Source organism: Agriterribacter sp. (assembly GCF_035445465.1).
GTDB lineage: Bacteria > Bacteroidota > Bacteroidia > Chitinophagales > Chitinophagaceae > Agriterribacter.
On record NZ_DAOMQT010000019.1, the window covers coordinates 1 to 26,462 of the forward strand.

The window sequence follows — 26,462 nt, forward strand, 5'->3', positions numbered from 1 at the left end:
TAATAGCTATTACATGCGGATGAAAATAATGCCGGCCAAATGCCGGCGCCGAAAAAAGCAAAAGTAGGGTGGCCGCAAAAAAAGCAATGGAAGCATAAGCATAGAAAGGCAGTACCACTTTATATGAAGTAGTTTTAACCGGATCTGTACTCATGGATGCGCCAAACATATTAGTCTTTAAATATTAAAAGATGTACTTCTCCGTCACTAATTTCTTTTATACGGTAGCCAAATTTTCTATCGGCCAGTTCGGGTAGCAAAAAAACCGGAATACGTTTATGATAAACGTACAATGCTGTATCTGCAGGCAGGGTTTCCAGCGATGCTAATATGGTTATCATTGGCCCCGGCATCTCCAGGTGGCGCACATCAATAGTTTTTATGCGATCTTCAAATTGTTCCAATACCATATCCCATCCTTCACTGCTGCCGGCAGGCGCATCCTTAACAGGCGTTTCAACAGTACGGGTTTTGTAAAAATAAGTCTCTACCCAGTCTTCTTTAATCGTATCGGCATAAGAAACAAAACCCTGCTTTTCCAATAAAGCCATCAAAGGCGTTGGCTCAAAGCTATTAATGATCTTTAACACCTGCCCCGGCTGTATCGTTTTTACTTTCTGAACAATAATGCTCAGCGGATCTTTTCCCGAAGCGATAACCGGGCGAACATCCAGCTCAATGAGCTGTTCTTTTTTCAGCGTACTAATAAATGCCGGTAATGGCTTTTTCACTTCTTCTTCTACAATGGTTACCGTATCTGTTTCAAACCCCAAAGGTTTAAGCTTCATAAAAAAATCTTCCACCGTACATCCTCCTACCTTAGCCGCCATGGCCAGGCTGGTTCTGCCCGCCATTACCTTACGCAATATGGGATTACGCAATTTTTCAAATTTCGGGCTAACCGCTATGATGGCATCCAGCGCTGCAGGGCTCTGCTTTAAAATAGCAGCGATTCTTGTACCGGCATTGATCATCATCATTCAAAATATTGAGTATACAAATCCAGCCTTTCATTAATAGCATGAAATATTTTTTCAGCAGATGCAATAGCTTCGACTTTCTTCAATTCATTTACATCCTTCAGTATTGGCTCAAACCACTGGTGCAATGCATCGTGATCGGGACCACTCATTTTGCATTCCTGTATCATTTTGTTTAATCCTTTCTGCAAACCGGAACCCAATACATGGTAATCTGTTATTGCGGTATGTGGCTTCACGGCAAAGCTTTGAGCGATTGAGCGGATAGCCTCAACATTTTCATTTGTAGGTGTATCCGCCTCCCATTTTTGCCCGTTATTCAACGCTAGTATGGTTTCATGTGCATGATCGTTAGACTCCACAACCGTTTCCCTATCAGGAGAAGCGTTTGAATTACACGCCCACAAGAGACCGGTGAGCATTAAAATCATTAGTGGTTTTTTCATTATCATTGATTTTATTGGTTGTACTTTTATTTTTTCTTTCTGAAGACCTGATGATCAGCCTTAACGACTGGTCGTAGGTAATATATTCCCACATCCAGTTTACTAATATCAACAAGCGGTTCTTAACACCGATAATAGACATCAGGTGTACCATCAGCCAGGCCATCCATGCCACAAAGCCGCTTAGCTTTATTCCTGCCGCTTCCGCTACAGCACGGTTCCTTCCCACAATAGCCATGGCTCCCTTGTCCCTGTACGTAAAAGGTCTCATTCCTTTTTGACGAATCAGTCTTTGTAAATTGGCGGCCAGTTGCACAGCCTGCTGCATCGCTACAGGAGCAACCTGGGGATATCCTTTGGGGGTTGCTTTTGTTTGCATCCTTGCCACATCGCCCAGCGCAAAGATATGCCGGTGGCCTTTTAACCGGTTAAATTCATCAACTTCAATACTATGGTTAGACAGTACATTTTCGGCAGGCACTCCTTTTAACGGTTTGCCTTTTATGCCTGCCGCCCAAATGAGGCAATGACTGTATAAAGTGGTGTGGTTGCTTAATGTTACCGCATAGCCGTCATAACTTTTTACCGAAATACCGTTATGCACTTTAACCCTGAGCGTTTTAAGATAGGATTTAACCCTGGCGGCAGATTTCCCGCTCATTCCATTTAATAATCGCGGAGCAGCTTCAATAAGATGAATATTCATGTTATTAAAGTTCAGCTCAGGATAGTCGCGGGGTAAAATCTGTGTTTTCATTTCGGCTATGGCTCCTGCCAGCTCAACCCCGGTTGGGCCACCTCCAACAATCACAATATTTAACAACGCTGCTTTTTCTTTTTTGTTTCCGGTAATGAGCGCCTGCTCATAGTTTTGCAACAGGGTATTGCGCAAAAGCAATGCCTCAGATACCGATTTCATGGAAAAGGCATTTTGGGCTATATCCGGCATACCAAAATAATTGGTAGCAGCTCCATGGGCCAATACCAGAAAATCATAATCCAACTCTCCTGTTGAAGTAGATATTTTTTTATCGCCTGGATGAACAGCTATAACCTCGGCGATGCGGATAAATACATTTTTCTTTTTTTGAAATACTTTACGCAGCGGAAAACTAATGCTATTAGGTTCCACGCCAGCCGTAGCCACCTGGTAAAGCAAGGGCTGAAACTGGTGATAATTATTCTTATCAATCAGTATCACCTGAAAGTATGCAGGCGATAATTTTTTTGCCAGGGTAAGGCCTGCAAAGCCTGCTCCTACTATTACCACTCTCTGCTGTGTTGATAACTTGCCAGGAATTTCCATGATATCATCTTTTAATGACGTCTCAAAAATTATTCGCTCATACGCGTTGGTTCTGGCTTATTTTGCCATGCTCAGGTACAACCATTTATTTACGCATGCTTATCGTTCTGGGAATCGCCGGCCGTTCAGACCCTGCCACATCTTCCATAGAATAACTAAACAATATCAGGCTGGGAAACGCGACAATGGTCTGATGGCGGCTTTGGTTAGGGTTAGGGCGCTTCATGGGTTCAACTGCTTCTCCAGTGCTATCGCTTTTGGAAACAGGATATTATTTTCAAGATGAACATGAATATGTAGGTCTTCTTCAAAATCGTTCAGCATCTTAAACAGCAGGCTGTAACTGGCACAGGCATCTTCAGGCAAAGTGTAATTATTGCTCAGCGTTCTGATCTCTTCCAGGCATTTGCCGGCCGTTTCATGTTCAGCCTCCATCATATGTATGGGATTTTGTACACTGCCAAACTGCACCGCACGCGGCGACTGGCTCCTGTCTTTTGCCATTACCAGCTCCTTAATGAAAGGGAATAATATTTTCTCCTCCTTCACCAGATGTTCACTCAGTTCTTTATTCACTTCTTCTACGAGTTGCTGAATGGGGATGAGCTCCGGGTGCTGTGCGCCATGCACCTGTGCTACCTTTAAAGCATACCCTTTTATATCGGGTAATGTTTTACGTACATAGCTATGGTGCGTGTTTACGATATAATCTGCCAGGAAATCAAGGCTCCAGTCATTGTATGGTAAAGGGCGCACAGAAGGGTTCTTATCGGCCTGCTGCAGCTCCTTCTCTACTTTAGTTACATCAATTCCTTTCTCCGCACAGGCTTCTTTTACTGTTTTTTTACCGCCACAACAAAAGTCTAATCCATACTTCTTAAATACTTCGGCCTTACGCAGATCTTTAGCGGCAATAGCTCCAAGGGTCTCTTCATTTTCACCCGTAATACGTTTACTGATGCGAACCTTCCATGATTGCGGGCCCTCTTCAAGGTATTCCCATATAAAGATATTACCTCTTTCCCCCAGCAACTGGTAATAGAGCGGCTTGGGATCGTGGTCGTTATGAATGGTAAGACTTTCCCCTTCTTCCAGGTCATCGAACCGGGCAAAAATGGTAGGATGCTTTTGCCGGGGTTCCAGTAAGGTTACGTTGAGTATGTTTTCTGTGATCGTGTCCATATCTGTGCGCTTTTAAGTTTTAATTATAGCGCAAAGCTAAACCTTTTTATAATAAAAGTAATTAAATACTTTTATTATTTTATTTTTTACAGTTTAGTGACGATCTTATATCAGTTTCCGGTAATTACATGATTAAAGTCAGTTCCAAAAGCTTCCGCCAATCAGTTGCAGCTTTACTTTTTTCCAGGCAGCTTAGTTTGCTCCTTCCACCACAGCCGTTTTATCAATTTTTACAATCAACCCCTGTAATACTTTTCCCGGGCCCACTTCGGTAAACCGTGTGGCGCCATCGGCTATCATTTTTTGTATGCTCTGTGTCCATCTAACCGCGCCGGTTAACTGCGCTACCAGGTTCTTTTTTATTACCGCGGGATCCGTAACGGGCAACCCCGTTACATTCTGGTATACTGGGCAGGAAGGAATGCTGAAAGCCGTAGCTTCAATAGCCGCTGCCAGTTCCGCTTTGGCGGGCTCCATTAAGGGTGAGTGAAACGCGCCGCCCACCGGCAGCGGTAATGCCCGTTTAGCGCCTGCTTCCTTCATGCGCTGGCAGGCTATTTCAATTCCTTTTACCGATCCGCTTATTACTAATTGTCCGGGGCAGTTGTAATTGGCCGGCACTACAATCTCTCCTGTTTCCTGCTGAATGGCAGCGCATATTTCCTCTACCTTCGCGTCATCTAATGCCAGCACTGCGGCCATAGCGGAAGGCTGTAGCTCACACGCTTTTTGCATGGCCTGCGCCCGAACGATCACTAATTTCAGCGCGTCTTCAAATGCCAGGGTTTTATTGGCCACCAGTGCAGAAAATTCGCCCAGTGAATGGCCCGCAACCATATCGGGAACAACCGCCTCCAGTGTTATAAACCGGATTGCCGAGTGCAGGAACACCGCCGGCTGGGTTACTTTGGTTTGCTTCAGGTCTTCATCTGTACCATGGAACATAGTATCGGAAATACGAAAACCGGCTATATCATTGGCGCTTTCAAACAAAGCTTTTGCCGTGCTGCTGGTTTCATACAGTTCCTTACCCATTCCGGCAAATTGCGAACCTTGTCCGGGAAATACATATGCGTGTTTCATTTAGAAATATTTTATTGGTTTAACCGGCTAAAAAATATGCCTGGCAGGATCGTAATCATTTTATTTTCCAAAAATAAAGGGATTTCACAGACGATACGCTACTTGCTCCATAATAGTACCGATCAAATATATTATTGCCTGAAGAAAGATTGAAACTCCTTTTCTGTTATGCTAAATACCGTACCATGCCGTGCCCCTGCCGGAAAAGAAATTTTACCGGAAATATCCGTCCATTGCTTGAGGTTGGATGAAACTACCGCTCCATACCGGTGATCGGCATATTTGTCGAAATATACAAACCACTTTCCTTTAATTAAAATAGCTGTTGGACCTTCGGCCCAGTAACTTCCTGTAATGGGCTTCGACGGCACACTATACCCTGAACCGATACGATTACTTACGGCAATGCGGATATTTTTTTGCGGCACAGGCTTTTTGGTTTCATCTTTCAGGAACATGAAAAATTTTTTACCCCGGGGCTGAATGGTTGCATCAATTATATTGAAGCCTTTATCGTACAATATTTCCGGGGGTGAAAACTGCTCAAAATCTTCTGTAGTTGTATAATACATCCGGTGATTATAATTTCCATCGCCCGTAGTATCTGTTGCCGGGAAACGACCGGGTATAGTAGTTGCCCAGTAAATCATGTATTGCTTCTTCTTACTATCATAAGTAAGCTCCGGCGCCCAGCAGTTCAGCGCACCGGGCTCATGCTGCATTACAGGCAGGTAACGCTGCTCACTCCAATGCACCAGGTCGGGCGATGAAGCATACCCTATTCCCCGCTCGCCCCAGCTTACCGTCCATACCATGTGAAACCGCCCATCCGCCCCGCGTATAATACAGGGGTCGCGCATGAGCTTATCCTTTCCAACCCGTGGTGTTAAAAAAGAGCTATCCTGCTTAAGCGCAGTAAAAGTATACCCATCCTTACTATATGCCAGGTGCAGGCCATCTTCGCCATTATTTTTAAAATAGCTAAACATATACACCTCCTTATCCTGCGCCTCAACATAAAAGACCCCCGTCATCATAAGGCTAAAAAAAATAACAACCTGTTTCATTGGAATTTGAAATCTGAAATTTAAATGTATGCCGCCAGGGTACAAAAAGATACCCGGTATTTTTCGTTTGCGTAATTATAATAACTAATGCAATGAAGAACCTATCAGCCTGATAAATTCACTGCGGGTTTCGCCCTTCTCAAACTCGCCAAAAAAGGCGGAGGTAGTGGTTACGGAATTTTGCTTTTGCACGCCTCTCATCATCATACATAAGTGAGAGGCCTCAATAACCACGGCAACACCTAAGGGTTGTAGTGTGTTTTTAATAGCATCTAATATCTCCGTGGTCAGCCTTTCCTGCACCTGCAGGCGGCGGGCGTATACATCTACCACACGGGCAATTTTACTTAAGCCGGTTATCCAGCCGTTTGGAATATACGCCACATGCGCCTTACCAAAAAAAGGCAGCATATGATGTTCGCACATGCTGTATAGCTCAATATCTTTTACAATGATCATTTCGCTCATCGGTTCATGAAACTTGGCCGAATTCAGGATGTTTTCGGCGCTCATATTATAGCCCTGCGTAAGATACTGGATCGCTTTTGCCATGCGTTCTGGCGTTTTCAGCAATCCTTCTCTTTCGGGGTTTTCTCCCAGCAGCCTGAGTGTTTTAGTATAGTTTTCCGTTAGCAACAAAGTGGACGCTTCATCGTATTGCTCTACCTTTTTATATGCCATATATCAATTTGAGAATTTGAAAAGTATAAAAACTGAGAATGGTTTGTACATCAGGCCGGGTATTCTACAAAGTTCCTGGGTGTTTCATACAACCGTACCTGCATGTCGTGTGCCTTATTAATATGGGGCCGCAGCAGGTCATATATGACCATAGCAATATGCTCTGCTGTTGGGTTAAGTTCTTTAAATTCTGCCGTGTCGAGATTCAGGTTTTTATGATCAAAGCGCTCCACCACATGTTGCTGAACCAGGTCTGATAAAACCTTCATATCCATTACAAACCCGGTATCTGCCTGTGGCTCACCGGTTACCTTTACCTCCAGTTCATAATTATGCCCGTGATAATGCGGGTTGCTGCATTTGCCAAACACGCGAAAGTTGGTAGCATCATCCCACCGGGGATTATATAACCGGTGAGCTGCGTTAAAACGCTCTCTCCTGAAAACCGCTACTTTTTTATTCATATTTTCTATTCATTCCCGTCAAAAATACATATATCGTTCAAATGATGATACATCACCGGTTTATCTGCCATAATACTCCACGAAAATGCTTGGGGTTTCGTACAGCTTTACAGCATGCAATTGCACTTCGTGCGGAAGAAACGCCTCAAGCTGCTCCCATATGGCTACTGCCAGATTTTCTGTTGAACACATTTTGCCACGCATAAAATCCACATCTTCGTTCAGGTTAAGATGATCTACTTTTTCCAGCACATGCGCTTTTATGATCCCGCTTAATTTTTTTACGTCCAGCACAAAACCGGTATCCGGATCGGGCGCTCCCTTAATGGTTACATACAATTCATAATTGTGGCCATGCCAGTTCTCGTTGGCACATTTGCCAAACACCGCTTCGTTCTTTTCCCTGCTCCATTGGGGGTTAAATAATTTATGCGCCGCATTAAAATGTTCCACACGGGTGAGGTACACCATACCTGAAAAATTTTGGCAAAGTTAGGATTTAACAGGGAAGCCCGGTAAAAACCCAGTGTACTGGCGTCATATCATAACCGAAATACAGACATTTGTATCATGAACATCCTGTTAACGGCAGCCACTCCCGGTGAAATTCAAACGACCAGGGAGTATCTCGCCGAAAAAATGTATTATCGTAAAAACTGCAATACCCATGTGCTGATAACAGGCGCAGGAATGGTTAATACCATTTACGCGCTTACCAAATACATAAGCGCAAACCGGCCCCATATCGTTATTCAGGCAGGCATAGGAGGCAGCCTGCATCCTTTTTATCCGCCGGGTGCTGTTGTTATGATCCGCGAAGAGGTGATGGGAGATCTGGGTGTGGAAGAAGGCGGCGAATTCAGCGATATTTTTGATCTGAACCTGGCTGAAGAAAATATATTTCCTTTTTCGGGAAGGATGCTGACAAACCCGCACCGGCAGCTTATGGAAAGAATAAAGCTGCCCGCGGTAAGAGGCGTAAGCATTAATGAAATAACCACCGGCGCCGCCAGGATGCAGCAGCTTATAGAAAAGTATGGTGCAGTAATTGAATCCATGGAAGGCGCTGCTTTGCATTATGTTTGCCTGCAGGAAGCCGTTCCTTTCATCCAGCTGAGAGCCGTTTCCAATTTCGTGGGTGAAAGGGATAAAACAAAATGGCGGATGCAGGAAGCCATTGATCATTTAAACCGGGAACTGATTGTGGTCATGCACCAGTTCCTGAACCAGGACTAAAGGCTATTTAAACAACTCCTTAAAACATGAAACTTACACTTGGATTTTCGCCATGCCCTAACGATACTTTTATTTTTGACGCGCTGGTCAATGGCAAAATGGATACCAAAGGATTGTCTTTTGAAGTGGTGCTGGAAGATGTGCAAACCCTTAACGAATGGGCTATAGAAGGCAAATTAGATGTAAGTAAAGTGAGCTGCGGGGCATTGCCCCTGATGCTGCAGCATTATGTTGTGCTGCAAAGTGGCGGCGCCCTGGGAAAAGGGGTTGGCCCGCTGCTCATATCCGGTCAACCCGCGCAACCCGGCAGCGATATCCCAAACATGAACGACTATACAATAGCTATTCCCGGAGAAAACACTACCGCTCATTTGCTCTTTTCATTAGCCTTCCCCAATGCAAAGAAAAAAATATTTAAAGTTTTTAATGAAATCGAAGATTTTTTGCTGCATGCGCCGGCTGCGGCAGGCCATACCGCCGGCGTAATTATTCATGAAAACCGGTTCACCTATCAAAAAAGAGGATTGTTTAAACTGATGGACCTGGGCGATTACTGGGAAAAGCGAACCGGTTACCCTATACCGTTAGGAGGCATTGTAACGCGCCGGAGCTTTAGCCCGGAAATACAATCAAAGCTCAACGCACTGATAAGGCAAAGCGTTGAATACGCATTTGGCAATTACCCTTTGCTTCCTCCTTATGTTGTGCAGCATGCGCAGGAAATGGAGGAGGAAGTGATGCGCCGGCACATTGATTTGTATGTAAATCAGTATTCCATAAACCTGGGAGCAGACGGAAGGAAAGCGGTAAAGCGATTCATTGAAATAAATGAACAGGGGAAAAAGGCAGCGGGAATGATAAATGATATCTTTATACAGTCTCTTTAGCCACGCCCGCCTGCCGGACGGACAGGAATCACACTAATTTCCACGAATAATTCCTCCCCATTTGTGACATTCGCGGCAAGAAACAAGTCAGTGGCTATATTAAAAACTAATTTTAAACAGCTTTTTAGTGAACTATTTTTTCAGCGTCCATACCGAGTTCTTCAACATACTGGGATACGCCATGAGCTATATTGAATTCTTTGGAGTGCTTTTTGGATTGCTGGCGGTATGGCTTTCGGCAAAAGCCAATATATGGAGCTGGCCTGCAGGCATTGTGAATGTTGTACTGGCTTTTATACTGTATTACCAGATTCAGCTTTACCCGGATATGTTTTTACAGGCCTTCTTTTTTGTAACCAATATTATAGGCTGGTGGCGCTGGGCTCATCCCCGGCCGGGCGAAGCAGACAGCAGGCAGGAGCTAAAAGTCAGTTACATGAAAAAAGGCCAGCTGTGGCTAACCATTACCATTGGTATTGCCGGTACTTTTATACTGGGCAAATCGGCCAGCAACCTGCATCATTGGTTCCCCGTTGTTTTTGCATTGCCCAGCGCCTACCCCTACATTGACTCTTTTATTATGGTAATGAGCATTGTAACTACTTTTTACATGATACAAAAAAAGATTGAATGCTGGGTGATATGGATAGTGGTGGATATTGTGGCCACCTGCCTGTATTTCATAAAAGGGGTGAAATTTTACAGTATAGAATATTTCATCTTCACTTTAATTGCTTCATTCGGATTATGGCACTGGATGAAGGAATACAAAAGCTATGCGGCTAACGGTAAGGAGCAGCCCTCAGCAGCCTAATATTATTCCCTATTTCCACTTATCCATCAGCCAACTGTGAATTTCTTTTGTAAGCGAAGATGAATAACTGCGGTCTCTGCATTTGCCAACAGCACGTATACCCCTAACCGCATTGGTGAGAAATATTTCATCTGCATCCAAAATATCGTCAAGCGTTAACGGTTGTTCATTAACGGTGTACCCGGCTGCAGGAAGCTGCTCCAAAAGGAACCTGCGTGTAACACCCGCTATACCACCCTCTTCTAAGGGTGGAGTATGTATCACCTTTTTTTTGATCCAAAAAACATTGGCTATGGTTGCATCAGCAATGCGCCCGTATTGGTTCAGGATCAGGCAATCGCCCAGCCCGTTTTGCCGCGCATACATAGCCGCCATTACATACAGCAAAAAGTTATTGGACTTCACCTCCGAAAAAACATTACAGGCTTTTGAGGCGTCCGGGTAAATATCTATAACAAGACCGCCATCACCACCCGGTGTTACAGGATATTGCTGTAAGGCCATACCCTGTATGATATAATTGGGCCGCATATCTTCGAGGTCATACAGCCCGCCATCGCTTCTGAATACCACCAGCCTAATAACCGCTTTATCCGCTATCCTGTTCTTTTTACACAACGATACAATATCCTCTTCCAGCTGGGCAGCCGTAAAAAATTCGGGAATATCAAATTGCAGCAGTTTCATGCCGCGCAGTAATCTTTCAAAATGTAAGGCCTTCAGTAAAATATTACCATTAATAACGCGCATGGTTTCAAACAGCCCGTCGCCGTAGCGGAACGAGCGGTTATCGGGAGAAATAACGGCTTTTCCTTCCCGAAAAAGCTGACCATTATGTACAAAATAACCCGGCATAGCAGAAAGCAATTAAGTAAGCATCAAAAAATATAAGATAAAATTACTTATTCTCAATGATACCTGACTTAACAGCATACATCACCAGTCCGGCCATAGATTTTACGCCGGTTTTAGATTTGAGCTTATCTCGTATGGCTTCCACGGTGCGGGGGCTGAGATCTACCATATCGGCGATCTCCTTTGTGCTTTTTTCATCGCACATTAATTTTAAAATATGTTTTTCCTTGTCGCTTAACTTCACCTCTGCAGAAGAAAAGGTATCTGCACTACGCTTGGTGCGCAGCCCATCGAGCAGTGCTTTGTTGGTGAGGTCATTAAAATAATATTCATTGGTATAGCAGGTTCTGATGGCCTCGTAAATGACCTCAGAATCTGAATTTTTTGTAAGATAGGCGTTAGCGCCCAGTTCCATGAGCCTGGAGATCATGGAATGATCATTATGCATGGTAAGCATGATGATCCTGATACCGGGGTAAAGTTTTTTTATTTCAGGGAGCGCGGTAATACCATCCATTACAGGCATTTGAATATCAAGCAAAATAACATCGGGTTCAAGATGCTTCAGCAGATGTAATAGCTGCTGGCCATTATCTGCTTCACCTATTATACGGATGTCTTTTTTAAGACTAAGCGCTGTTTTTACGCCGGCTCTGAACAGTACGTGGTCATCGGCTATAATTACTTTGAGGCTGGTTCCGGGATCCTGGGTTTTCATTAAATATTTCTTTACTGCTTTCTTTAAAATGTTCAGATACAGGTAATATCTGCAATTTTATAACAAAATGGGGAAATTACGATTGTATAAATACCTGATTATCGCGACCGTAAATTTACTGTACCGCATTTATCAATTGCTTTTTACAACCTCAGTCAATCAGCCTGTTGCGCATGCCATACACTACCAAACCTGCTATGGTTCTGGCTCCTACTTTTGTTTTCATGTTTTGCCTTACGGTTTCTATGGTACGCGGACTGAGATATACCTCTTTAGATATTTCTTCTGTTGTTTTATCTTCCGAGATCAGTTTTAATATTTTCAGCTCTTTTTCATTGAATTTAACCGGGTTCGGATAATACTGTTTGATCTGTTTTTTATGCTGCAACTTTAGGAGAACGGCTTTGTTCACAAGATCATTAAAGTAAAAATCATCATTCATGCAGGTTAATATGGCATTATATATCTCTTCCGGGTCGGTAGTTTTGGTAAGATAGGCATTGGCTCCCATCTCCATCATTTTAGAGATCATTTCCTGGTCATCATACATGGTAAGCACAATAATTCTTATGGCTTCATACTCTTTCCTGATCAGCGAAATAGCATTTACGCCATCCATTTCAGGCATTCTAATATCCATGAGTAACACATCCGGCAGTTTTATTTTCATTTTGTGCATCAGGTCCTTTCCATTCTCTGCTTCCCAAATTATCTTAAGATAATCCTTTCCCCCCATTGCCATTTTGATGCCATCCCTGAAAATTTTATGATCATCGGCGATCGCTACTTTAATCTCATAATTGCTGGTTGCTGTCATTGGATATTAAATTGGTATAAGTTACTTTTTATTAACGCCTGATACTTAATTAAATTACTTGCAAACTTCGTAAATCACAAGAATTATACTATAGTAATACCCCTTGGTTAAAATACGGATATCTGCATTAACTACACGTAACCTAATATAAGTATAACAATCAAACATTAAGTATTTACTGAAAGAAACAAAAAGGGCAAAACTGCTCTTGACAGAGAAAAGTGGCCACCTTACATTTGTTTTGAAGTTGATTGGCGGGGATTCAGCAACCTCAAATTGAATCCAATGTCCTGAAACCGTCCAATAATTCATTCCAATGTCTGTGAAGAACTGAAAGCAAAATCCAATGTCAATCAACTTTCATTTCCCTGAAAGAAAATAATTCATTCCCCGTTTCAAATCCATTAACCTCTTTCCAGTAACTTTACTTGCTTTTTACTTCTGCTACATAACATATTGTTATACAGAAGTAAACTCTCTTTTTCCCATTTCGAAAGGCAGGCTTAAGCCAGTGCTGTCTTCCAACAGGAAATCTTACGTTTAAAAATATAGTAAAAATACGAATTTCCAAAAGTAAATTTACCTTATTTTATCTCATACCCTGTGCCTGCTATCCCCTTAAAATGCAGTCCCTTCCTGTATTACAGCCCCAAAGACAGTTTTTATCCCGTTTTAAGCTCTTGTAAATCTGATGATTAGCGATCATTTTTGACATACATCAATCCTTAATACGCTCAAACCACAAAAACTTTACAACTATGACAAAAAATGATGTTCTGGTACAACAAGGCCAGCGCTTACACGAAAACATTGGCGAACACATTGGTATTGAACTGGGAGCCAAAATGGTAAAAGATTATTACGACCGCTTTGGCGAAAACAAAGCGCATTTTGTAGGCCGCACTGTTATTGAAAAAATACTTGCCCAGCCCGACTGCATTGGCATAAACATGTATAAAGCGCTTAACGCCAAAGGTGAGCAAACCTATGTTTTTGTAGGCGTTGATAAACGCGGTAAAGCCATCCTGGAATATACCGCTGTAAATGACAATGGCACCCTTTCTAAAGAAATTGGTATGGTAGCCAACAAGTTCTCCCCCCAAAAACCGGGAGATGGCTGGTTCGAATGGAGTTTTTAATTTCCCGCTATAGTTGTTATATTTGGAAAAACATACCATTATAACAACTGTTTTACGCAATATTGCCGTTTTATCTGATCTGCTACCCTTAATTCTTTTCATTTTTTTTGCAAGGTCAAAGAAAAATATAGGATTAAGGGTAGCTTTTTATATAGTGGTTTTTAGCGCATTTATTAATTTTTTTGTTCTCTCCAACCGGCAGGCAAGGGAGTATACTTTCTTAATTGGCCGGATAACCACCATATTTGAGTACAGCCTGTTTTCCCTGCTTTTTTTTAATATAATAGTTTCCAGGGCCTTTAAGAAGGGAATCGTTGTCATAACCATATTGATCGGGCTCTATTTGCTCTATGACCTGTTTAGCACCGCAAATAACTCTTTTGACTCCGTGCCTTCAGGCATTACTTCACTGACATTTCTTATTTATTGCATTTTCTACCTTTTTGAAAGGGTAAGTGATCCTACTTCGCTTTTCCTGTATTCTTCTCCTGTTTTTTGGGTGGTCGTAGCCTTGATTATCTATTTTGCAGGTACGTTTTTTCCCTTCATTTATGCGCAAAGCCACATGAAAGAAGATCAATTTATAAGCGAATACGATCTTATTCATGATACATTGTACATTATTAAAAACCTGCTTTTCGGGTTTGCTATGCTAATAAAGGATACAACCATTAAATCGCCTTCTTCAATAACTAAAAAAAAGTAAAATAATTTTATTCCCAAACCCACGTTGATTAACCAATGATACTTCTGCAGATCACAAACCAATCCAGCCCGTTGAATATCTCCGGTGTGCTTTTTTTCGGCACTATGGGAATGCTGGCCTTGGCGATAGGTTTGGTGCTTTTTATTATCTTTCACCAGCGCCGGGTTATCCGCTACCAGCTGCAGTTGAAGGAGATGGAAGAAGAGCAGCAGAAAATTCTGCTGAACGCTTCTATCAGGTGGCAGGAAGAAGAAAGACAAAGAATAGCCGCCGACCTGCACGATGATGCCGGGCCTTTGCTGGCTACTGCCCGCTTATATTTAAATGAAAACCTTGTTAAGCAGGATATCAGCACCCAGCTGCAGGCCATTTACAACGCCAAGCAGATCATTGACGATACCATACAGCTTATCCGGAATATTTCACACAGCCTGATGCCGCCTACGCTAAAGAACTTCGGATTAGAATCCGCGGTAAATGATCTCTTCCAAAAGATCAGCGGTTCCGGCAGCATGAACGCCAGCAGCCGGTTCCATGATTACCGCCAAAGATTGAGACCTGAACAGGAGCTGCTGGTATTCAGGGTTATACAGGAGCTGGTCAATAATATTTTAAAGCATAGCAACGCCAGCTTTATCCACGTTACACAAAATTATAATGAAGACAGGTTTTTTATCCGCCTGCATCATGATGGGAGAGGCATCACCCAGGCGGATGTGGAAAGGCTCAACAAGAGCGCTTTAGGATTGGGGTTAAAAAACATTCAAAGCCGCGCCAGGGTATTGCATGCCAAGATTGATTTCGAAAAAGACATGTCGCAAACCTATTACAAAGTTACACTGGAAGTTCCCGTTGAAGAATATGAAATGATAACTTAGCATTCATCCTATATCGTTAAAAACCAACCGAAGCTATGAGTATTATTAAAGTTGCCATTGCCGATGACCACAAAATATTCCGCAAAGGTGTAATCCTTTCGCTACGGCAGTATACCAATATTAAATTTGTGCTTGAGGCCGAGAACGGTGAAGAACTGCTGATGGGCTTACCCGCCGCTGAACCCGACGTGGTGCTCATGGACCTGCGTATGCCGGTAAAAGACGGCATAGAAGCCACAAAAACGATTGGCAAACAATACCCCCATCTTCACGTTATTGTGCTTACCATGTATGAAGACGAAAGATTTGTATCGCATCTTATGGAAAACGGCGCCAACGGTTACCTGCTCAAAAGCGCCGACCCGGCTGAAATTAAAAAGGCAATCGTGGAAGTAATGGCGCGGGGTTACTACCTCAACAACTTCGTGAATAAGGTACTCTTAAAAAAATCGCATGCCCGCACAAAATCCATTCCTTCATTAACTAATGAAGTGGTTATAAGCGACAAGGAAAGAGAAGTGCTCCGGCTGCTGTGCATGGAATTTACCGCTACAGAAATCGCACAAAAAATGGAGATCAGCCCCCGTACGGTAGAAGCCATCAAAGACAGGCTGATGGAAAGATATAACGTAAAGAATACCGCAGGACTGGTATTTTTTGCAGTGAAGAACAATTTAATTGATTAAGCATTTTGCTTCAGATTCCATAGGGTTCCGGAAGGGAACTGCTATGCAATACAATTCAATACATAATTTACTAAGCGGTCGCAACGGGTAAGATGAAATGTGTATACATGCGCTTTCATATCATCACCAAGGCTCCGGCGCAGCATAGCTTTCGCGCGGTTGAGCCGTACTTTTACATTGGCTTCTTCTATTCCAAGTATATCCCCGGTTTCTTTTACCGGCAGCGCTTCAATCTCCCTCAGCATAAATACAAGCCGGTACTTTTCCGGCAGGTGAGCAATAGCCGCTTCCAGCGCAATACCCATTTCCTTGTTCATTAAAATATGGGAAGGGGTTTTCATACTGCTCATATTTTCCGGATGATACTCAATGTTGACAACCTTAAAATGTGCTTTTTTATTTTTTTGCGCCAGGCATTCATTGATCAGTATTTTTATCAGCCAGGTGCTTAATGACGCCCTGTGCTCAAACTTGGCCAAATGCTGATAGGCGTTTATATAGGCGTTTTGCATAGCGTCTTCTACCTCCATATCATCGCCGAGTATGGCTATACCCGCCCGGAAAAGGCGCTGGTTATAACGGCGCATGATCCATTCAAATAAATGTTTTTCCCCCGATAGCACCCTGTTTACCAGTTCCGTATCGGAAAGCTGGGATGGCGGTAAGATAGTCAGATGATCCATTTGCTTATTAGATTAGAAAAACGATAAAACGTTACAATTCCTTTCAAAAAATATTTTGTACCCTTTTCCTGCTTATGAATCTAAACGGTATACAACAAAAAAATATCACTTATGACAACGATCAATCAGTTACAAAACACATTAAAGGTCACGTATGGCATTGTTCCTGTAGTGACCGGGTTAGGCAAATTTACAAATTGGCTTACCAATTAAAGGCATCTGTGATGTGGTTTGCGTATTTCACTATATTATTGCCCAATATTTCACCGGCAATAGGATTGCGCCGTTTCTAAAATCATTGCTCATGGTATTCAAAATAATATTGCTTTTTGCAACCCTGTTCTCCTGTATCCACGGTAAAGCCCAGCAAGATCTGCAATTGTGGTATAACAGCCCTGCACAACAATGGACAGATGCCCTGCCCATCGGCAATGGGCGTATAGGCGCCATGGTTTTTGGAAAACATGATCATGAGCGCATTCAACTCAATGAAGAGAGCATATGGGCCGGCAGCAAAATCAATAACAACAATTCCCGTGCAGCGGAGCACTTGCCACAAATACAAAAGGCTTTATTTAACGGGGCATATAAAAACGCGCTTGATCTTTCAACCCGGTACCTGGTAGGCACACCACCCAGGGTGCGCTCTTACCAGCCACTCGGCAACCTCTTTATTAACTATCCCTGGAAAGGGGCTGTGCAGCAATATAAGCGCTACTTAACGCTTAATACCGGCATAGCCGCAACAACATATACTGTAGACGGCAATACCATAATACAGGAAGTATACACTTCAGCTCCGCAGGATGTGATTGTAGTAAGCATCCGTGCTGCCCGCCCTTTTGATGTGGAATTTTTCCTGTCGCGCGAAAAAGATACCCACGAATATAAAAGTGAAGGAGATATGGCCTGGTTTAACGGGCAAATTGAAGACGAAGAAGACCCGGAGGCCGGCCCGGCAGGAAAGCATATGCGCTTTTCAGGCGCTTTGAAGATTATGCATACCGATGGAAAAGCAAGTTCATTCCTGACTGATTCATCCGCGGGTTACCACGTTAGTTCTGCAAAAAACATTGTGCTGCTGGTAACGGGCGCCACCGATTATAATTTCGATCAATTAAATTTCGATGCTGCTATTGATCCGTTAGCTATTTGCAAAACAAAGCTCAATAAGGCTGCCGGCTTTTCTCCCGCTACCCTAAAACAAATGCATGTAAAAGATCACCGCTCTTTTTTTGACCGGGTAAGCTTTACGCTGGGAGAAGATACCTACAATAAATTACCCACTGATAAAAGACTGGAACAGGTTAAAGCCGGAATAACCGATCGTGGGCTCATCGTGCTATACTACCAGTATGGCCGTTACCTGCTGATGGGCTCATCGCGCCAGCCCGGCAAGCTACCTGCTAACCTGCAGGGCATCTGGAATGAATTGTATAACGCCCCGTGGAATGCCGATTTTCATACCAACATTAACCTGCAAATGAATTATTGGCCTGCGGAAACCGGTAATCTTTCTGAAACCACTATACCTCTTGCAAATTTTATGCAGGCGCTAACCGTTCCCGGAGCAGCTACTGCAAAGGAAATGTATAACGCCAGCGGGTGGACGCTGCACCATTTAACGGATGCTTTTGGCAGAACCGGTGTGGCAGATGGTGTTTGGGGCGTATCGCCTATGGCTGGCCCCTGGATGACCTTTCCCCTGTACCGGCATTACGAATTTACCGGCGATACCGCTTACCTCCGCCATACCGCCTATCCTGTTATTAAAGGATCCGTAGCATTTGTACTCGATTTCTTAATTCCTTCCCCGGAAGGATACCTGGTTACGAATCCTTCGCACTCACCCGAAAACGCTTTTTTTGTTCCGGGTACCAACAAGAAGGAAAGTTCACAGTTATGCTACGCCAGCACCATAGATATAGAGATCATCCACGGCCTCTTCAATCATTTTATACATGCTGCCACGTTGTTGAAGGCTGATGAGGATTTGGTAAGCAGGGTTAAAGCGGCACAACAGCAGCTTCCTCCCATTAAAATTGGCGCTAACGGTACGATACAGGAATGGATAGAAGATTTTGAAGAAGTGGAGCCGGGGCATCGCCACATGTCGCACCTGCTGGGGCTATATCCCCTAAACCTCATATCGCCGCAAACGCAGGAACTATACGCCGCAGCAAAAAAAACGATTGAACGCCGCCTGGCTAACGGTGGCGGACATACGGGATGGAGCAAAGCCTGGATCATTAATTTTTATGCCCGCCTGCAGGATGGTGAAAAATGTGGCGAACAGGTACAATCCCTCCTGCAAAAAAGCACACTGATCAGCCTGTTAAGCACACATCCGCCATTTCAGATTGACGGAAACTTTGGTGGTGCGGCAGGTATTGCCGAAATGTTATTGCAGTCGCAGAACAACGAGATACACCTGTTACCTGCCCTGCCTTCTGCCTGGCCTAGCGGAAGCATCAAGGGATTGCGTGCAAGAGGCGGTTATACCGTTAGCATGAGCTGGCGATCGGGAGAGCTTACGCGGCTTATTATAACAGCCGACAAGGCAGGAAGCCATGCCATCCGTTATGGAAATAAAGTATTACAGGTGCCATTAAAGAAAGGAGATAATACTGTTGCGCTATAATGCATTATAGTAAAGCCCGGCAGCGCCGAGTATGCCGCTATTATGCAGCTCAGACAGTTCAATGCGCAACCGCGGCAGCGATTTTGAAAAGGCAAAGCTGTTGATGCGTTCCCACATGGTGTGCTGAAAATAAGGATAGGCATGCCGTACGGAGCCGCCAAAAACGATCAGCGGCGGATCATAGGTATATAATATCATTTTTATGGCATTGCCCAAATGCGTTCCCATTTCGGCATACCATTGCTGCGCCTGTACATCGCCTGCTTTTGCCCGCTCAAATACTGTCTGCCCATCTGTTTGATACACATTTTGAAAGAACTGCCCGCTTCCATAATATTCGTAACAACGATCCAGGTAATCCACCATACCAAACTCTCCGGCGCCACAGTTGGGCCCGGCATATAAACGCCGGTTAATTATTATTCCTGCACCAATGCCTGTTCCGATGGTAAGCCCGATCATGTGATCGGCGCCAATGCCTTTACCGAAATAAAACTCCCCCAGGGCGAAACAATTGGCATCATTATTCACAAAAACAGGTATCCCGTATCGCTCTTCCATAATTTCCTTCAAAGGCACTTCTTTCCAGGAGGGAATATATTGCACATCATACACGATACCTTTTTCCACATCTACTACACTCGGCACGCCAATACCAATGCCCGCCACGGATCCGTTCATCAGCAAACCGGTAATATCAAATATATCCTGTAAAACTTCGTCCACAGTTCCTTTACTGCGTATAGCCCTTGCTGCGTGCCGGTAATTCCCTCCCCGGTTACCAGCCCGCCCCTGATGTTCGTTGCGCCGAGGTCTATACCAATAATTACTTTTGGGTTCATATATATTTCCTTTGTATGGCTAATGAATGGCTGCTTTCTTTTTCCGGGTGATGATTTTATTGGTAACAATAGGTCTTGCCCAAAAACCAATACTCAGGATATAGCCAACGGGAATATAAATAAACAACATACCATAACGCAACCCGGCCATGTCGCCCAGCGATCCTACAATAAGCGGCACCACCGCACCTCCTACTATACCGGTAACCAAAATCCCTGCAAAGGAGCCATGATGCTCTTTCACGGAATTTAAGGCAAGCGAAAAAATAATGGGATACATTACCGATGCAAAAAAACCAACCAGCGGAAAGGCAACCAATGCTACTTTGCCTGGGCCAAATAACCCTAACGTTAAGCATACCAGCGCCAGCGCAGTAAAGAGGATCAATACTTTCCGGCTATCCATGAGCTTAACCAGCAAAAGCCCCAGTATGCCGCCCGCCGTCATCAGCCCCCAGAAATAAGCCACGATCTCCGCGCCTGTATTTTGCGGATCATATCCGTGGTAAGTAAACAGGAACTGTGAGATCCAGTTAGCCACACCCTGTTCAGCGCCTACGTAACAGAACAGCGCAATGAAGTAAAGGATAACCACTCTTTTTTTAAAAAGGTCAATATAGGTTTGGAAGGCACCTGCTTTTTCATCCTGGCTCAGCTCCACTTTGGGAAAGCGGGAAACGAGGATAATAGCGATCATTACCAATGAAATAATGGCAAACAGCCAGTAGAGTGATATCCATGGAAGATTCGCCGGCGTAAGCTGCTGCAGCACGGCCATTAGCCCGCCTGGTATTTCCTGCCCCTGGAGTTTAGACACCATGCCGGAATATACCAATGGGCTTACAAATGACGCAAGCCCAAAGATCAATTGCGCCAGGATGGAATTAAATGCGTAGTGCTCCTCTCCGCCTGCAGTGCGGAGCAGCGGATTAATAACGACCTGCAATATGGCCATACCGCAGCCAATCAAGAACAACGATAATACAGCGCTGAGATAATTGGGCGAAAGCGCAAGGATCAGCGACCCAAAAAACGCAACGGAAAAAGCTGCTGTCATCATCTTCTTCTCGTTATATTTTTCAAGCAGCATACCCGATGGAATGGACATCACCCCATAGGCAATAAAAAAAGCAAAAGGAAGCAGGGCTACCAGTGTGAGGCTCAGGTTAAACCCCTTTATAATATCGGGAACGAGGGGGCCTGTAATATTGGTAAGAAAAGAGATCACGAAAAAAGTGAGCATAATTAACCCCACTGTGTAATTGCTGCGCTTCATTTCAGGTATTTAAGGCTGGGTAAAAAATTTGATTTGCAACTTACCGAGAAATCATAAGGTGAACAAACCATTTTATTTGGAACGATGTTTGTTTTACCGGTAAGCAGGCATTCAGCCCTGTTCATTTTTAATATTAAAAACACAATAATGAAAAAATACTTTTTCCTGCTTTGCGCAACAGCAGTTATGGCCTGCAACAATACCAATACTGATGCTGCAGACGAAAAATTAAATGAGGGCGCAGAAAATATTAAAGAAGGCGTTGAGATGAAAGCGGATACCGCTGGTACCTATCTCAACGAACAAAAAGAAAAAGCCTCGGCAGCCATCAATGAGCGGAAAAAAGAAATAGACGAAAAAATAGAATCGTTGAAAAAAGACGGCTCAAAAAAAAGTGAGGAAGCAAGGAAAAAACTGGAGGAAACCCGTGCCGGGCTGGATAAAAAATTAGACGAAATTAAAAACAGTACGGCTGAAACCTGGGAAGCAACAAAGCAGGACGTGGATAAAGCGCTTGACAAAGCTGCTAAAGAATGGCAGGAGTTTAAGAGTGATTTTAAGGAGCTTTTTAAATAACAGGTAATACCCGATTTTTGAAGAAGCTGTCTCAAAAGGACCGGCTTAGAAGATATGCCACTAAGACACGAGGGCACAAAGTCCTGATCTTCCCGTTTTATTTTCTTCGTGGCTTAGTGACTTTGTGGCAAAATATTACTTTTCAGACAGCCTCTTTTTTGATCCGGCTACTCTTTAGGTTCACCATCATTTCCAGGCTTCGTTTCTTCCCGCTCCACTGTAATGGAACATTCGCCGATCAAAGCCGCCAATGCTCCGATAGCAGCAAACACGGGCGCCAGCAAAGCACCTACCACGCCTATGGTTAGTGGAAAACTAACTAATTCCTTTCCGGATTTATCGGCAATGGTGATCTTCCTGATATTACCCTCGGCAATCAGTTCCTTTATTTTTTTAAGCAGGTTTTCACCGTGCAGGGTGAACGTTTCTTTTATGGCCATATACAATTATATTTAGTTGTAAGTAAAGTTAAAAACTTCAGCTAAACTAATCCATATTGTGTTTGAAGTTTACAACAGTGCCGGTACTATTGTTTTTTGCTTCTTTCTCCTTTTTTGCAATAATTAAAGGTTGCATTAAAACGCCGATCCCGCCGTTCAGGTCTGTACCCTGAACAATGACCAGGTAGCTGCTATTGCTTTCCGATGTGTAAAATGAAAAACCGGCTTCTCCCAGCCCGTTTGTTATTACTTCCGGATTCCAATATACCGTAGAGCGCATATCAGGAAATACATTCTCCTGCTCCGGAGAAGCATACCCTGGGCTGTAAAATGCTTTCCCGGGCAATATATTGCTGAACTGCCGGATCATCAAAAATGGCCCCATTTAATACTGCGGCAGGTGTGGCGAACGGAGGATAGCTGTTTTCATTTAACTCCACGCCCACATTAAAAGCCTTATTTCATATAAGGAAACGGACATGGTGGAATGGTGGAATATTGCTTTTAGCAGGTAACCCTGCGTGGAAGCCTAAATTAGGCTGTTCTTAAAAAACTTTTTGGGGAGAAGCCAAAAATCCTATCTTTGCCGTCCTGAAAAATGCGGGTAGCAATAGCTGCATATAAGGATCGGTAGTTCAGCCGTAGAAAATCAAAACGACGTAAGAAGTTTTAGATTTTCAAGGTCCCGCAGAGCGCAGCGATTGCGGGATTGGTTGTAACGAAAGTTGGATCGGTAGTTCAGTTGGTTAGAATGCCGCCCTGTCACGGCGGAGGTCGCGGGTTCGAGTCCCGTCCGGTCCGCTTAAGAGGATCATCAGCAATGATGATCCTTTTTTCATTTTACTCAACTTTACTTTTAAGGTATTGATTTTCAATATTTAATAACAAGCTTCGCTTACAAACCTTACTATCTTTATATCAGCTTAACAATTTAAAAAAGTAAACCTGGAAGTAGACCCAAGTTTTGTCGAGTCCAGTTCACAAAAATTGTTAGCTATGCGCTTTCCAGTTAAGGTTATTTGCCGTACCAACAGAGTACATCCTGATGGCACTTCTTCTATCTTCATTCGTTATTGTTTCAGTCAAAAACAGAAACCAATTTTATTCACCGGCATAAAAATTCCAGCTCAATATTGGAATCAAAAGAAAGGAAGTATTTCCAATCTCCTGCCGCCGGCGATTGGAGATTACGAAGCGATGAACAATGAACTATTCAGGTTGAAAAGATTAGTGGAGGATATGATTCTCTATGCTTCAAAAAACAATTTAAAAGATATCGCAACATACATAAAGCAACATTTTTCAATTTCGCTTGACTCCACTTCATTTGAAAATATTGTGAAGGAGCAAAAAATTGAAACAACGAAGAAAGAGAAAGCCAAAGAGGATATTGACTACCAGTTTGATGACTATATACGCAGCAAATGCCGTAAAGTAAGTAAACGAACAATTGAATTATCGGTTAGCTTTTCTTTCCCACAGGCGCCAAATGTTCACAAATTTCCGCTGTTCATTATTCATGAACAAGCAATTTTTGTGAACAGGTTTTAACAAAATCGCTTCTTTTTATTGAAAATGAATCGGTTGTAACTTACCAAGTTGTTTAAAAATCTATTAAACTTTAATAATTGTCTGAGGAAAGTTAAGGTTAATAACATGAAAATTGATATATTTGTTCACAAAATAATAATGTTCACGTTTCGTGTACAATTAAATTATGTGAACAATGGAAAATAATACTGCCCATATTGCGCTGGAAAACCTGCAAAAGGATACAGGGATTAAAGCTAAATGGAAGCGAAATACCAACCTTGGGTTAGATGGCATAGTGGAAATAAAATATGACGGCAAGTTGCTACAGTTTAATGCAGCCATAAAAAAAGAATTACGCCAGCACCAGCTGCCCGTTCTTATTGAGCAGGCTAAACAGTATGGAGATTTGATGGTAGTTGCCGGCAGAATATTCCCAAAGATAAAACAGGAGTTAAGAGACAATCAAATAGCCTACCTTGAAACAAATGGTAATATATGGCTTAAGAAAAATGAAGTATTACTTTGGGTTGATGTCAACAAACCTACCCAGGAAACAAAAGAGAAAACCAACAGGGCTTTTACAAAAACCGGGTTAAAAGTAATATATCATTTTCTGTTGCATGAAGAAGACGTGAATCTTCCTTACAGAGATATTGCTGCTAAAACAGAAGTAGCTTTGGGTAATATAAATTATGTTATAAACGGACTTAAAGAAATGGGCTTTTTAAAAAAACTGAACAAAGCCCAATACAAACTGGTTGACAAAAAGGAATTATTGGAAAAATGGATAACCGCTTACGGAGAACGATTAAAACCTGCTTTGGAAATAGGGGCTTTTCATTTTCTGAAAGAAAATGATTTTGACAACTGGCAGCAGTTAGCGCTAACCACTGATCAAACCCGGTGGGGTGGGGAACCTGGGGGTGATTTACTGACCAATTACCTTCGCCCGGCTGAACTTACTTTATATACAATGGAGGCGCGAACAGAACTGATAAAAAATTACAGGCTTGTACCAGATGAAAAAGGAAATGTAAAAGCATATAAGCAATTCTGGAAACAGGATGATGCAACTACAAATGTTGTAAATCCGCTGCTTGTGTATGCTGATTTGATAATAACGGGAGATAGAAGATGCCTGGATACCGCTAAAAAGGTGTACGATGAATATCTACAAGATAAATTTTGAACAACTCCGGCAAAATCCTGATATCACTGAAATGCTGTCGGCTCTTGAAAGAGGGTTATTAAAGTTCGGCATAGATTTTTACCTGGTAGGTGCTGTGGCAAGAGATGTATGGATGCGGGGTATTTATAAGATTGCTCCAAGACGAACTACAGGTGATATCGATTTTGCTGTATTGATAAATAACAAGGGTGAATATGAGGCATTAAAAAAACACCTGATAGAGAATGAAGATTTTCACCCATCACATAATAATGCATTTGTATTGCTATGGAAAAGCAAAATGGAAGTGGATTTACTGCCATTTGGCTCAATTGAAGATGAAGAAGGTAGCGTGACTATTGAAGGTACTGGATATACGACCGTACATGTACCCGGGTTTCATGAAGTATATCAGGATGGCTTGCCTGTGGTTGAAGTTGAAGGTAAACATAGTTTTAAATTTTCTACACTTCCCGGTATTGTAATTCTAAAGCTAATTGCATGGGATGATCGGCCTGAATCAAGAAGAGATGATATAAAAGACATTAGTGATATCCTGAATAATTTTTTCACTATGCATGATGAAGAAATCTGGAATAATCATGCCGACCTGTTTTCTGATGAAAGTGTTGAACTTATTCATATTGCAGCAAGAGTTATGGGGCGGGAAATGCACAAAATTGCCAGTAGAAATGAAAAACTATTTACAAGACTTGAGGGAATATTAAAAGCTAATACAACCGATGCGGCAAATAGCAAAATGGCTGATATAATGATCGAATATTTTGATAATACAGCAGAAGATAACATCAGATTATTAAAGCAATTAAGAACCGGTTTTATTGAAAACCATGGCGGCAACTAATACCACAAGCCTGCCGCCGCCAATCAGCATTTATTTTCATTCTATGTTTACATATTGCAAAGTCAATTAGACAAAAGCTATGACAAAGGTTTCACGCTAAATCCTATTATCCGGCTCGCGGAGCATAACGCCGGGGAAATGAAATATACTTCCACAAAAATGCCCTGGCAACTGGTTGAGAGCAATTTGAAAACAAAAGGGATGCTCTGATAAAAGAAAGAAATTTTAAAAAGCCACAACAGACAGAATTGAACATATCCCTGCTTCTTCAAAAAATATTGTGAACTAATTTATTTAGTCCCAAAGGAACATTCTCTTTTCATTTGACAGGAATTGGGGAGCCTATTCTTTGATTATATTGTTTAATCAAAATAAAGTACATTTAGTACAGCTGCATGTTTCCGGCATAACCTAAAAATTTAACACTACCGCTTGTGATTGAGGAGGAAGCCGATCTGTTGCATTTACGATCCAGGGTTTTATGTTTTTCTTC

The 26,462-nt window shown here is 42.7% G+C and carries 30 protein-coding genes and 1 tRNA gene; 13 read left to right on the top strand and 18 right to left on the bottom strand.

All coding sequences use genetic code 11. The features are described from left to right. Positions 1 to 170: 170 nt before the first annotated feature. The 9 genes from PLE34_RS11270 to PLE34_RS11310 form a co-directional block, all read right to left on the bottom strand. A complete protein-coding gene (locus PLE34_RS11270; RefSeq protein WP_324556935.1) occupies positions 171 to 980 on the bottom strand; it encodes a DUF2249 domain-containing protein in 810 nt (269 codons plus the stop codon). After that, on the bottom strand, positions 977 to 1,426 hold the full coding sequence (locus PLE34_RS11275; RefSeq protein ID WP_324556937.1) for a hypothetical protein: 450 nt from the start codon (positions 1,424 to 1,426) through the stop codon (positions 977 to 979). Before PLE34_RS11275 ends, PLE34_RS11270 begins: the two co-directional genes overlap by 4 nt. Continuing rightward, the gene (locus PLE34_RS11280) at positions 1,374 to 2,732 is read right to left on the bottom strand and encodes an NAD(P)/FAD-dependent oxidoreductase (protein ID WP_324556939.1); all 1,359 of its coding nucleotides are present in this window, start codon (positions 2,730 to 2,732) and stop codon (positions 1,374 to 1,376) included. The genes PLE34_RS11275 and PLE34_RS11280 overlap by 53 nt, the downstream gene beginning before the upstream one ends. A gap of 222 nt (positions 2,733 to 2,954) precedes the next feature. Continuing rightward, on the bottom strand, positions 2,955 to 3,914 hold the full coding sequence (gene ric / locus PLE34_RS11285; protein WP_324556941.1) for an iron-sulfur cluster repair di-iron protein: 960 nt from the start codon (positions 3,912 to 3,914) through the stop codon (positions 2,955 to 2,957). A gap of 192 nt (positions 3,915 to 4,106) precedes the next feature. Then, positions 4,107 to 4,997, bottom strand: a complete 891-nt coding sequence (fabD, locus tag PLE34_RS11290; RefSeq protein ID WP_324556942.1) for an ACP S-malonyltransferase — start codon at positions 4,995 to 4,997, stop codon at positions 4,107 to 4,109. Positions 4,998 to 5,128: 131 nt separating this feature from the next. Continuing rightward, positions 5,129 to 6,064: a glycoside hydrolase family 43 protein gene (locus tag PLE34_RS11295; protein ID WP_324556944.1), complete on the bottom strand. Its 936-nt coding sequence runs from the start codon at positions 6,062 to 6,064 to the stop codon at positions 5,129 to 5,131. 84 nt (positions 6,065 to 6,148) lie between these two features. Then, positions 6,149 to 6,745: a GTP cyclohydrolase I FolE gene (folE, locus tag PLE34_RS11300; RefSeq protein WP_324556946.1), complete on the bottom strand. Its 597-nt coding sequence runs from the start codon at positions 6,743 to 6,745 to the stop codon at positions 6,149 to 6,151. Between the two features lie 50 nt (positions 6,746 to 6,795). Next, a complete protein-coding gene (locus PLE34_RS11305; protein ID WP_324556948.1) occupies positions 6,796 to 7,209 on the bottom strand; it encodes a 6-pyruvoyl trahydropterin synthase family protein in 414 nt (137 codons plus the stop codon). A 60-nt stretch (positions 7,210 to 7,269) separates the two neighbouring features. Next, positions 7,270 to 7,680, bottom strand: a complete 411-nt coding sequence (locus PLE34_RS11310; RefSeq protein ID WP_324556949.1) for a 6-pyruvoyl trahydropterin synthase family protein — start codon at positions 7,678 to 7,680, stop codon at positions 7,270 to 7,272. Between the two features lie 99 nt (positions 7,681 to 7,779). Here PLE34_RS11310 and mqnB point away from each other — a divergent pair, with 99 nt between their 5' ends. From mqnB to pnuC, 3 genes are all read left to right on the top strand, one after another. After that, positions 7,780 to 8,445: a futalosine hydrolase gene (gene mqnB, locus PLE34_RS11315; RefSeq protein WP_324556951.1), complete on the top strand. Its 666-nt coding sequence runs from the start codon at positions 7,780 to 7,782 to the stop codon at positions 8,443 to 8,445. Between the two features lie 26 nt (positions 8,446 to 8,471). After that, positions 8,472 to 9,332, top strand: a complete 861-nt coding sequence (locus tag PLE34_RS11320) for a 1,4-dihydroxy-6-naphtoate synthase (RefSeq protein ID WP_324556954.1) — start codon at positions 8,472 to 8,474, stop codon at positions 9,330 to 9,332. A 127-nt stretch (positions 9,333 to 9,459) separates the two neighbouring features. Next, complete coding sequence (gene pnuC / locus PLE34_RS11325; protein ID WP_324556956.1) at positions 9,460 to 10,146, top strand: nicotinamide riboside transporter PnuC; 687 nt, start codon at positions 9,460 to 9,462, stop codon at positions 10,144 to 10,146. A gap of 9 nt (positions 10,147 to 10,155) precedes the next feature. Here pnuC and PLE34_RS11330 read toward each other — a convergent pair whose 3' ends face one another. From PLE34_RS11330 to PLE34_RS11340, 3 genes are all read right to left on the bottom strand, one after another. Beyond that, entirely contained in the window at positions 10,156 to 11,001 is an 846-nt protein-coding gene (locus PLE34_RS11330) for an aminotransferase class IV (RefSeq protein WP_324556958.1), read from the bottom strand. 43 nt (positions 11,002 to 11,044) lie between these two features. Then, complete coding sequence (locus tag PLE34_RS11335; RefSeq protein ID WP_324556960.1) at positions 11,045 to 11,719, bottom strand: response regulator; 675 nt, start codon at positions 11,717 to 11,719, stop codon at positions 11,045 to 11,047. Between the two features lie 151 nt (positions 11,720 to 11,870). Next, on the bottom strand, positions 11,871 to 12,536 hold the full coding sequence (locus PLE34_RS11340; RefSeq protein ID WP_324556963.1) for a response regulator transcription factor: 666 nt from the start codon (positions 12,534 to 12,536) through the stop codon (positions 11,871 to 11,873). A gap of 758 nt (positions 12,537 to 13,294) precedes the next feature. On the opposite strand from PLE34_RS11340, the gene PLE34_RS11345 reads away from it, so the two are divergent. Genes PLE34_RS11345 through PLE34_RS11360 form a run of 4 tightly spaced genes read left to right on the top strand, consistent with a single transcriptional unit; the run spans position 13,295 to position 15,945 of the window. Continuing rightward, positions 13,295 to 13,675, top strand: a complete 381-nt coding sequence (locus tag PLE34_RS11345) for a hypothetical protein (RefSeq protein WP_324556965.1) — start codon at positions 13,295 to 13,297, stop codon at positions 13,673 to 13,675. Positions 13,676 to 13,697: 22 nt separating this feature from the next. Then, positions 13,698 to 14,381, top strand: a complete 684-nt coding sequence (locus PLE34_RS11350; protein ID WP_324556966.1) for a hypothetical protein — start codon at positions 13,698 to 13,700, stop codon at positions 14,379 to 14,381. Between the two features lie 35 nt (positions 14,382 to 14,416). Continuing rightward, the gene (locus PLE34_RS11355; protein WP_324556968.1) at positions 14,417 to 15,259 is read left to right on the top strand and encodes a sensor histidine kinase; all 843 of its coding nucleotides are present in this window, start codon (positions 14,417 to 14,419) and stop codon (positions 15,257 to 15,259) included. Positions 15,260 to 15,294: 35 nt separating this feature from the next. Further along, entirely contained in the window at positions 15,295 to 15,945 is a 651-nt protein-coding gene (locus tag PLE34_RS11360) for a response regulator (protein ID WP_324556971.1), read from the top strand. A gap of 41 nt (positions 15,946 to 15,986) precedes the next feature. On the opposite strand, the gene PLE34_RS11365 is transcribed toward PLE34_RS11360, so the two are convergent. Further along, complete coding sequence (locus PLE34_RS11365; RefSeq protein WP_324556973.1) at positions 15,987 to 16,628, bottom strand: RNA polymerase sigma factor; 642 nt, start codon at positions 16,626 to 16,628, stop codon at positions 15,987 to 15,989. A 304-nt stretch (positions 16,629 to 16,932) separates the two neighbouring features. Between PLE34_RS11365 and PLE34_RS11370 the strand changes: the two genes are divergently transcribed. After that, positions 16,933 to 19,269 carry a glycoside hydrolase family 95 protein gene (locus PLE34_RS11370; RefSeq protein WP_324556975.1) on the top strand — a complete coding sequence of 779 codons (2,337 nt, stop codon included), beginning with the start codon at positions 16,933 to 16,935 and terminating at the stop codon, positions 19,267 to 19,269. Here PLE34_RS11370 and PLE34_RS11375 read toward each other — a convergent pair. Genes PLE34_RS11375 through PLE34_RS11385 form a run of 3 tightly spaced genes read right to left on the bottom strand, consistent with a single transcriptional unit; the run spans position 19,264 to position 21,387 of the window. Further along, positions 19,264 to 19,995 (bottom strand): ROK family protein, encoded by a 732-nt coding sequence (locus PLE34_RS11375; RefSeq protein WP_324556976.1) that lies wholly within the window; start codon positions 19,993 to 19,995, stop codon positions 19,264 to 19,266. The two genes, PLE34_RS11370 and PLE34_RS11375, sit on opposite strands and share 6 nt — an antisense overlap. Further along, a complete protein-coding gene (locus PLE34_RS11380) occupies positions 19,950 to 20,111 on the bottom strand; it encodes a hypothetical protein (protein ID WP_324556977.1) in 162 nt (53 codons plus the stop codon). Before PLE34_RS11380 ends, PLE34_RS11375 begins: the two co-directional genes overlap by 46 nt. Positions 20,112 to 20,130: 19 nt before the next feature. Further along, complete coding sequence (locus tag PLE34_RS11385; RefSeq protein WP_324556979.1) at positions 20,131 to 21,387, bottom strand: sugar MFS transporter; 1,257 nt, start codon at positions 21,385 to 21,387, stop codon at positions 20,131 to 20,133. Between the two features lie 147 nt (positions 21,388 to 21,534). On the opposite strand from PLE34_RS11385, the gene PLE34_RS11390 reads away from it, so the two are divergent. Next, positions 21,535 to 21,963 carry a hypothetical protein gene (locus PLE34_RS11390; RefSeq protein ID WP_324556981.1) on the top strand — a complete coding sequence of 143 codons (429 nt, stop codon included), beginning with the start codon at positions 21,535 to 21,537 and terminating at the stop codon, positions 21,961 to 21,963. A gap of 167 nt (positions 21,964 to 22,130) precedes the next feature. Here the strand turns inward: PLE34_RS11390 and PLE34_RS11395 are convergent, their stop codons facing one another. Further along, entirely contained in the window at positions 22,131 to 22,403 is a 273-nt protein-coding gene (locus PLE34_RS11395) for a DUF4342 domain-containing protein (protein WP_324556983.1), read from the bottom strand. 46 nt (positions 22,404 to 22,449) lie between these two features. Then, positions 22,450 to 22,776, bottom strand: coding sequence for a hypothetical protein (locus PLE34_RS11400; protein ID WP_324556985.1), 327 nt, complete (start codon positions 22,774 to 22,776; stop codon positions 22,450 to 22,452). Between the two features lie 354 nt (positions 22,777 to 23,130). Here PLE34_RS11400 and PLE34_RS11405 point away from each other — a divergent pair. The 4 genes from PLE34_RS11405 to PLE34_RS11420 all read left to right on the top strand — a co-directional run bounded on the left by PLE34_RS11405 (position 23,131) and on the right by PLE34_RS11420 (position 25,969). Next, positions 23,131 to 23,204: transfer RNA gene (locus PLE34_RS11405), tRNA-Asp, on the top strand. Positions 23,205 to 23,390: 186 nt separating this feature from the next. After that, positions 23,391 to 23,954, top strand: coding sequence for an Arm DNA-binding domain-containing protein (locus tag PLE34_RS11410; RefSeq protein ID WP_502875872.1), 564 nt, complete (start codon positions 23,391 to 23,393; stop codon positions 23,952 to 23,954). A 175-nt stretch (positions 23,955 to 24,129) separates the two neighbouring features. Continuing rightward, the gene (locus PLE34_RS11415) at positions 24,130 to 25,125 is read left to right on the top strand and encodes a type IV toxin-antitoxin system AbiEi family antitoxin (protein WP_324556988.1); all 996 of its coding nucleotides are present in this window, start codon (positions 24,130 to 24,132) and stop codon (positions 25,123 to 25,125) included. After that, on the top strand, positions 25,100 to 25,969 hold the full coding sequence (locus PLE34_RS11420) for a hypothetical protein (RefSeq protein ID WP_324556990.1): 870 nt from the start codon (positions 25,100 to 25,102) through the stop codon (positions 25,967 to 25,969). The genes PLE34_RS11415 and PLE34_RS11420 overlap by 26 nt, the downstream gene beginning before the upstream one ends. The last annotated feature ends 493 nt before the right edge of the window (positions 25,970 to 26,462 follow it).

Bases quoted from the DNA above. Each gene is read 5' to 3' on its own strand.
- PLE34_RS11270 (WP_324556935.1), bottom strand. From the start codon at position 980: ATGATGATGATCAATGCCGGTACAAGAATCGCTGCTATTTTAAAGCAG.
- PLE34_RS11275 (WP_324556937.1), bottom strand. From the start codon at position 1,426: ATGAAAAAACCACTAATGATTTTAATGCTCACCGGTCTCTTGTGGGCG.
- PLE34_RS11280 (WP_324556939.1), bottom strand. From the start codon at position 2,732: ATGGAAATTCCTGGCAAGTTATCAACACAGCAGAGAGTGGTAATAGTA.
- ric (WP_324556941.1), bottom strand. From the start codon at position 3,914: ATGGACACGATCACAGAAAACATACTCAACGTAACCTTACTGGAACCC.
- fabD (WP_324556942.1), bottom strand. From the start codon at position 4,997: ATGAAACACGCATATGTATTTCCCGGACAAGGTTCGCAATTTGCCGGA.
- PLE34_RS11295 (WP_324556944.1), bottom strand. From the start codon at position 6,064: ATGAAACAGGTTGTTATTTTTTTTAGCCTTATGATGACGGGGGTCTTT.
- folE (WP_324556946.1), bottom strand. From the start codon at position 6,745: ATGGCATATAAAAAGGTAGAGCAATACGATGAAGCGTCCACTTTGTTG.
- PLE34_RS11305 (WP_324556948.1), bottom strand. From the start codon at position 7,209: ATGAATAAAAAAGTAGCGGTTTTCAGGAGAGAGCGTTTTAACGCAGCT.
- PLE34_RS11310 (WP_324556949.1), bottom strand. From the start codon at position 7,680: ATGGTGTACCTCACCCGTGTGGAACATTTTAATGCGGCGCATAAATTA.
- mqnB (WP_324556951.1), top strand. From the start codon at position 7,780: ATGAACATCCTGTTAACGGCAGCCACTCCCGGTGAAATTCAAACGACC.
- PLE34_RS11320 (WP_324556954.1), top strand. From the start codon at position 8,472: ATGAAACTTACACTTGGATTTTCGCCATGCCCTAACGATACTTTTATT.
- PLE34_RS11330 (WP_324556958.1), bottom strand. From the start codon at position 11,001: ATGCCGGGTTATTTTGTACATAATGGTCAGCTTTTTCGGGAAGGAAAA.
- PLE34_RS11335 (WP_324556960.1), bottom strand. From the start codon at position 11,719: ATGAAAACCCAGGATCCCGGAACCAGCCTCAAAGTAATTATAGCCGAT.
- PLE34_RS11340 (WP_324556963.1), bottom strand. From the start codon at position 12,536: ATGACAGCAACCAGCAATTATGAGATTAAAGTAGCGATCGCCGATGAT.
- PLE34_RS11345 (WP_324556965.1), top strand. From the start codon at position 13,295: ATGACAAAAAATGATGTTCTGGTACAACAAGGCCAGCGCTTACACGAA.
- PLE34_RS11355 (WP_324556968.1), top strand. From the start codon at position 14,417: ATGATACTTCTGCAGATCACAAACCAATCCAGCCCGTTGAATATCTCC.
- PLE34_RS11360 (WP_324556971.1), top strand. From the start codon at position 15,295: ATGAGTATTATTAAAGTTGCCATTGCCGATGACCACAAAATATTCCGC.
- PLE34_RS11365 (WP_324556973.1), bottom strand. From the start codon at position 16,628: ATGGATCATCTGACTATCTTACCGCCATCCCAGCTTTCCGATACGGAA.
- PLE34_RS11370 (WP_324556975.1), top strand. From the start codon at position 16,933: ATGGTATTCAAAATAATATTGCTTTTTGCAACCCTGTTCTCCTGTATC.
- PLE34_RS11380 (WP_324556977.1), bottom strand. From the start codon at position 20,111: ATGAACCCAAAAGTAATTATTGGTATAGACCTCGGCGCAACGAACATC.
- PLE34_RS11385 (WP_324556979.1), bottom strand. From the start codon at position 21,387: ATGAAGCGCAGCAATTACACAGTGGGGTTAATTATGCTCACTTTTTTC.
- PLE34_RS11390 (WP_324556981.1), top strand. From the start codon at position 21,535: ATGAAAAAATACTTTTTCCTGCTTTGCGCAACAGCAGTTATGGCCTGC.
- PLE34_RS11395 (WP_324556983.1), bottom strand. From the start codon at position 22,403: ATGGCCATAAAAGAAACGTTCACCCTGCACGGTGAAAACCTGCTTAAA.
- PLE34_RS11415 (WP_324556988.1), top strand. From the start codon at position 24,130: ATGGAAAATAATACTGCCCATATTGCGCTGGAAAACCTGCAAAAGGAT.
- PLE34_RS11420 (WP_324556990.1), top strand. From the start codon at position 25,100: ATGAATATCTACAAGATAAATTTTGAACAACTCCGGCAAAATCCTGAT.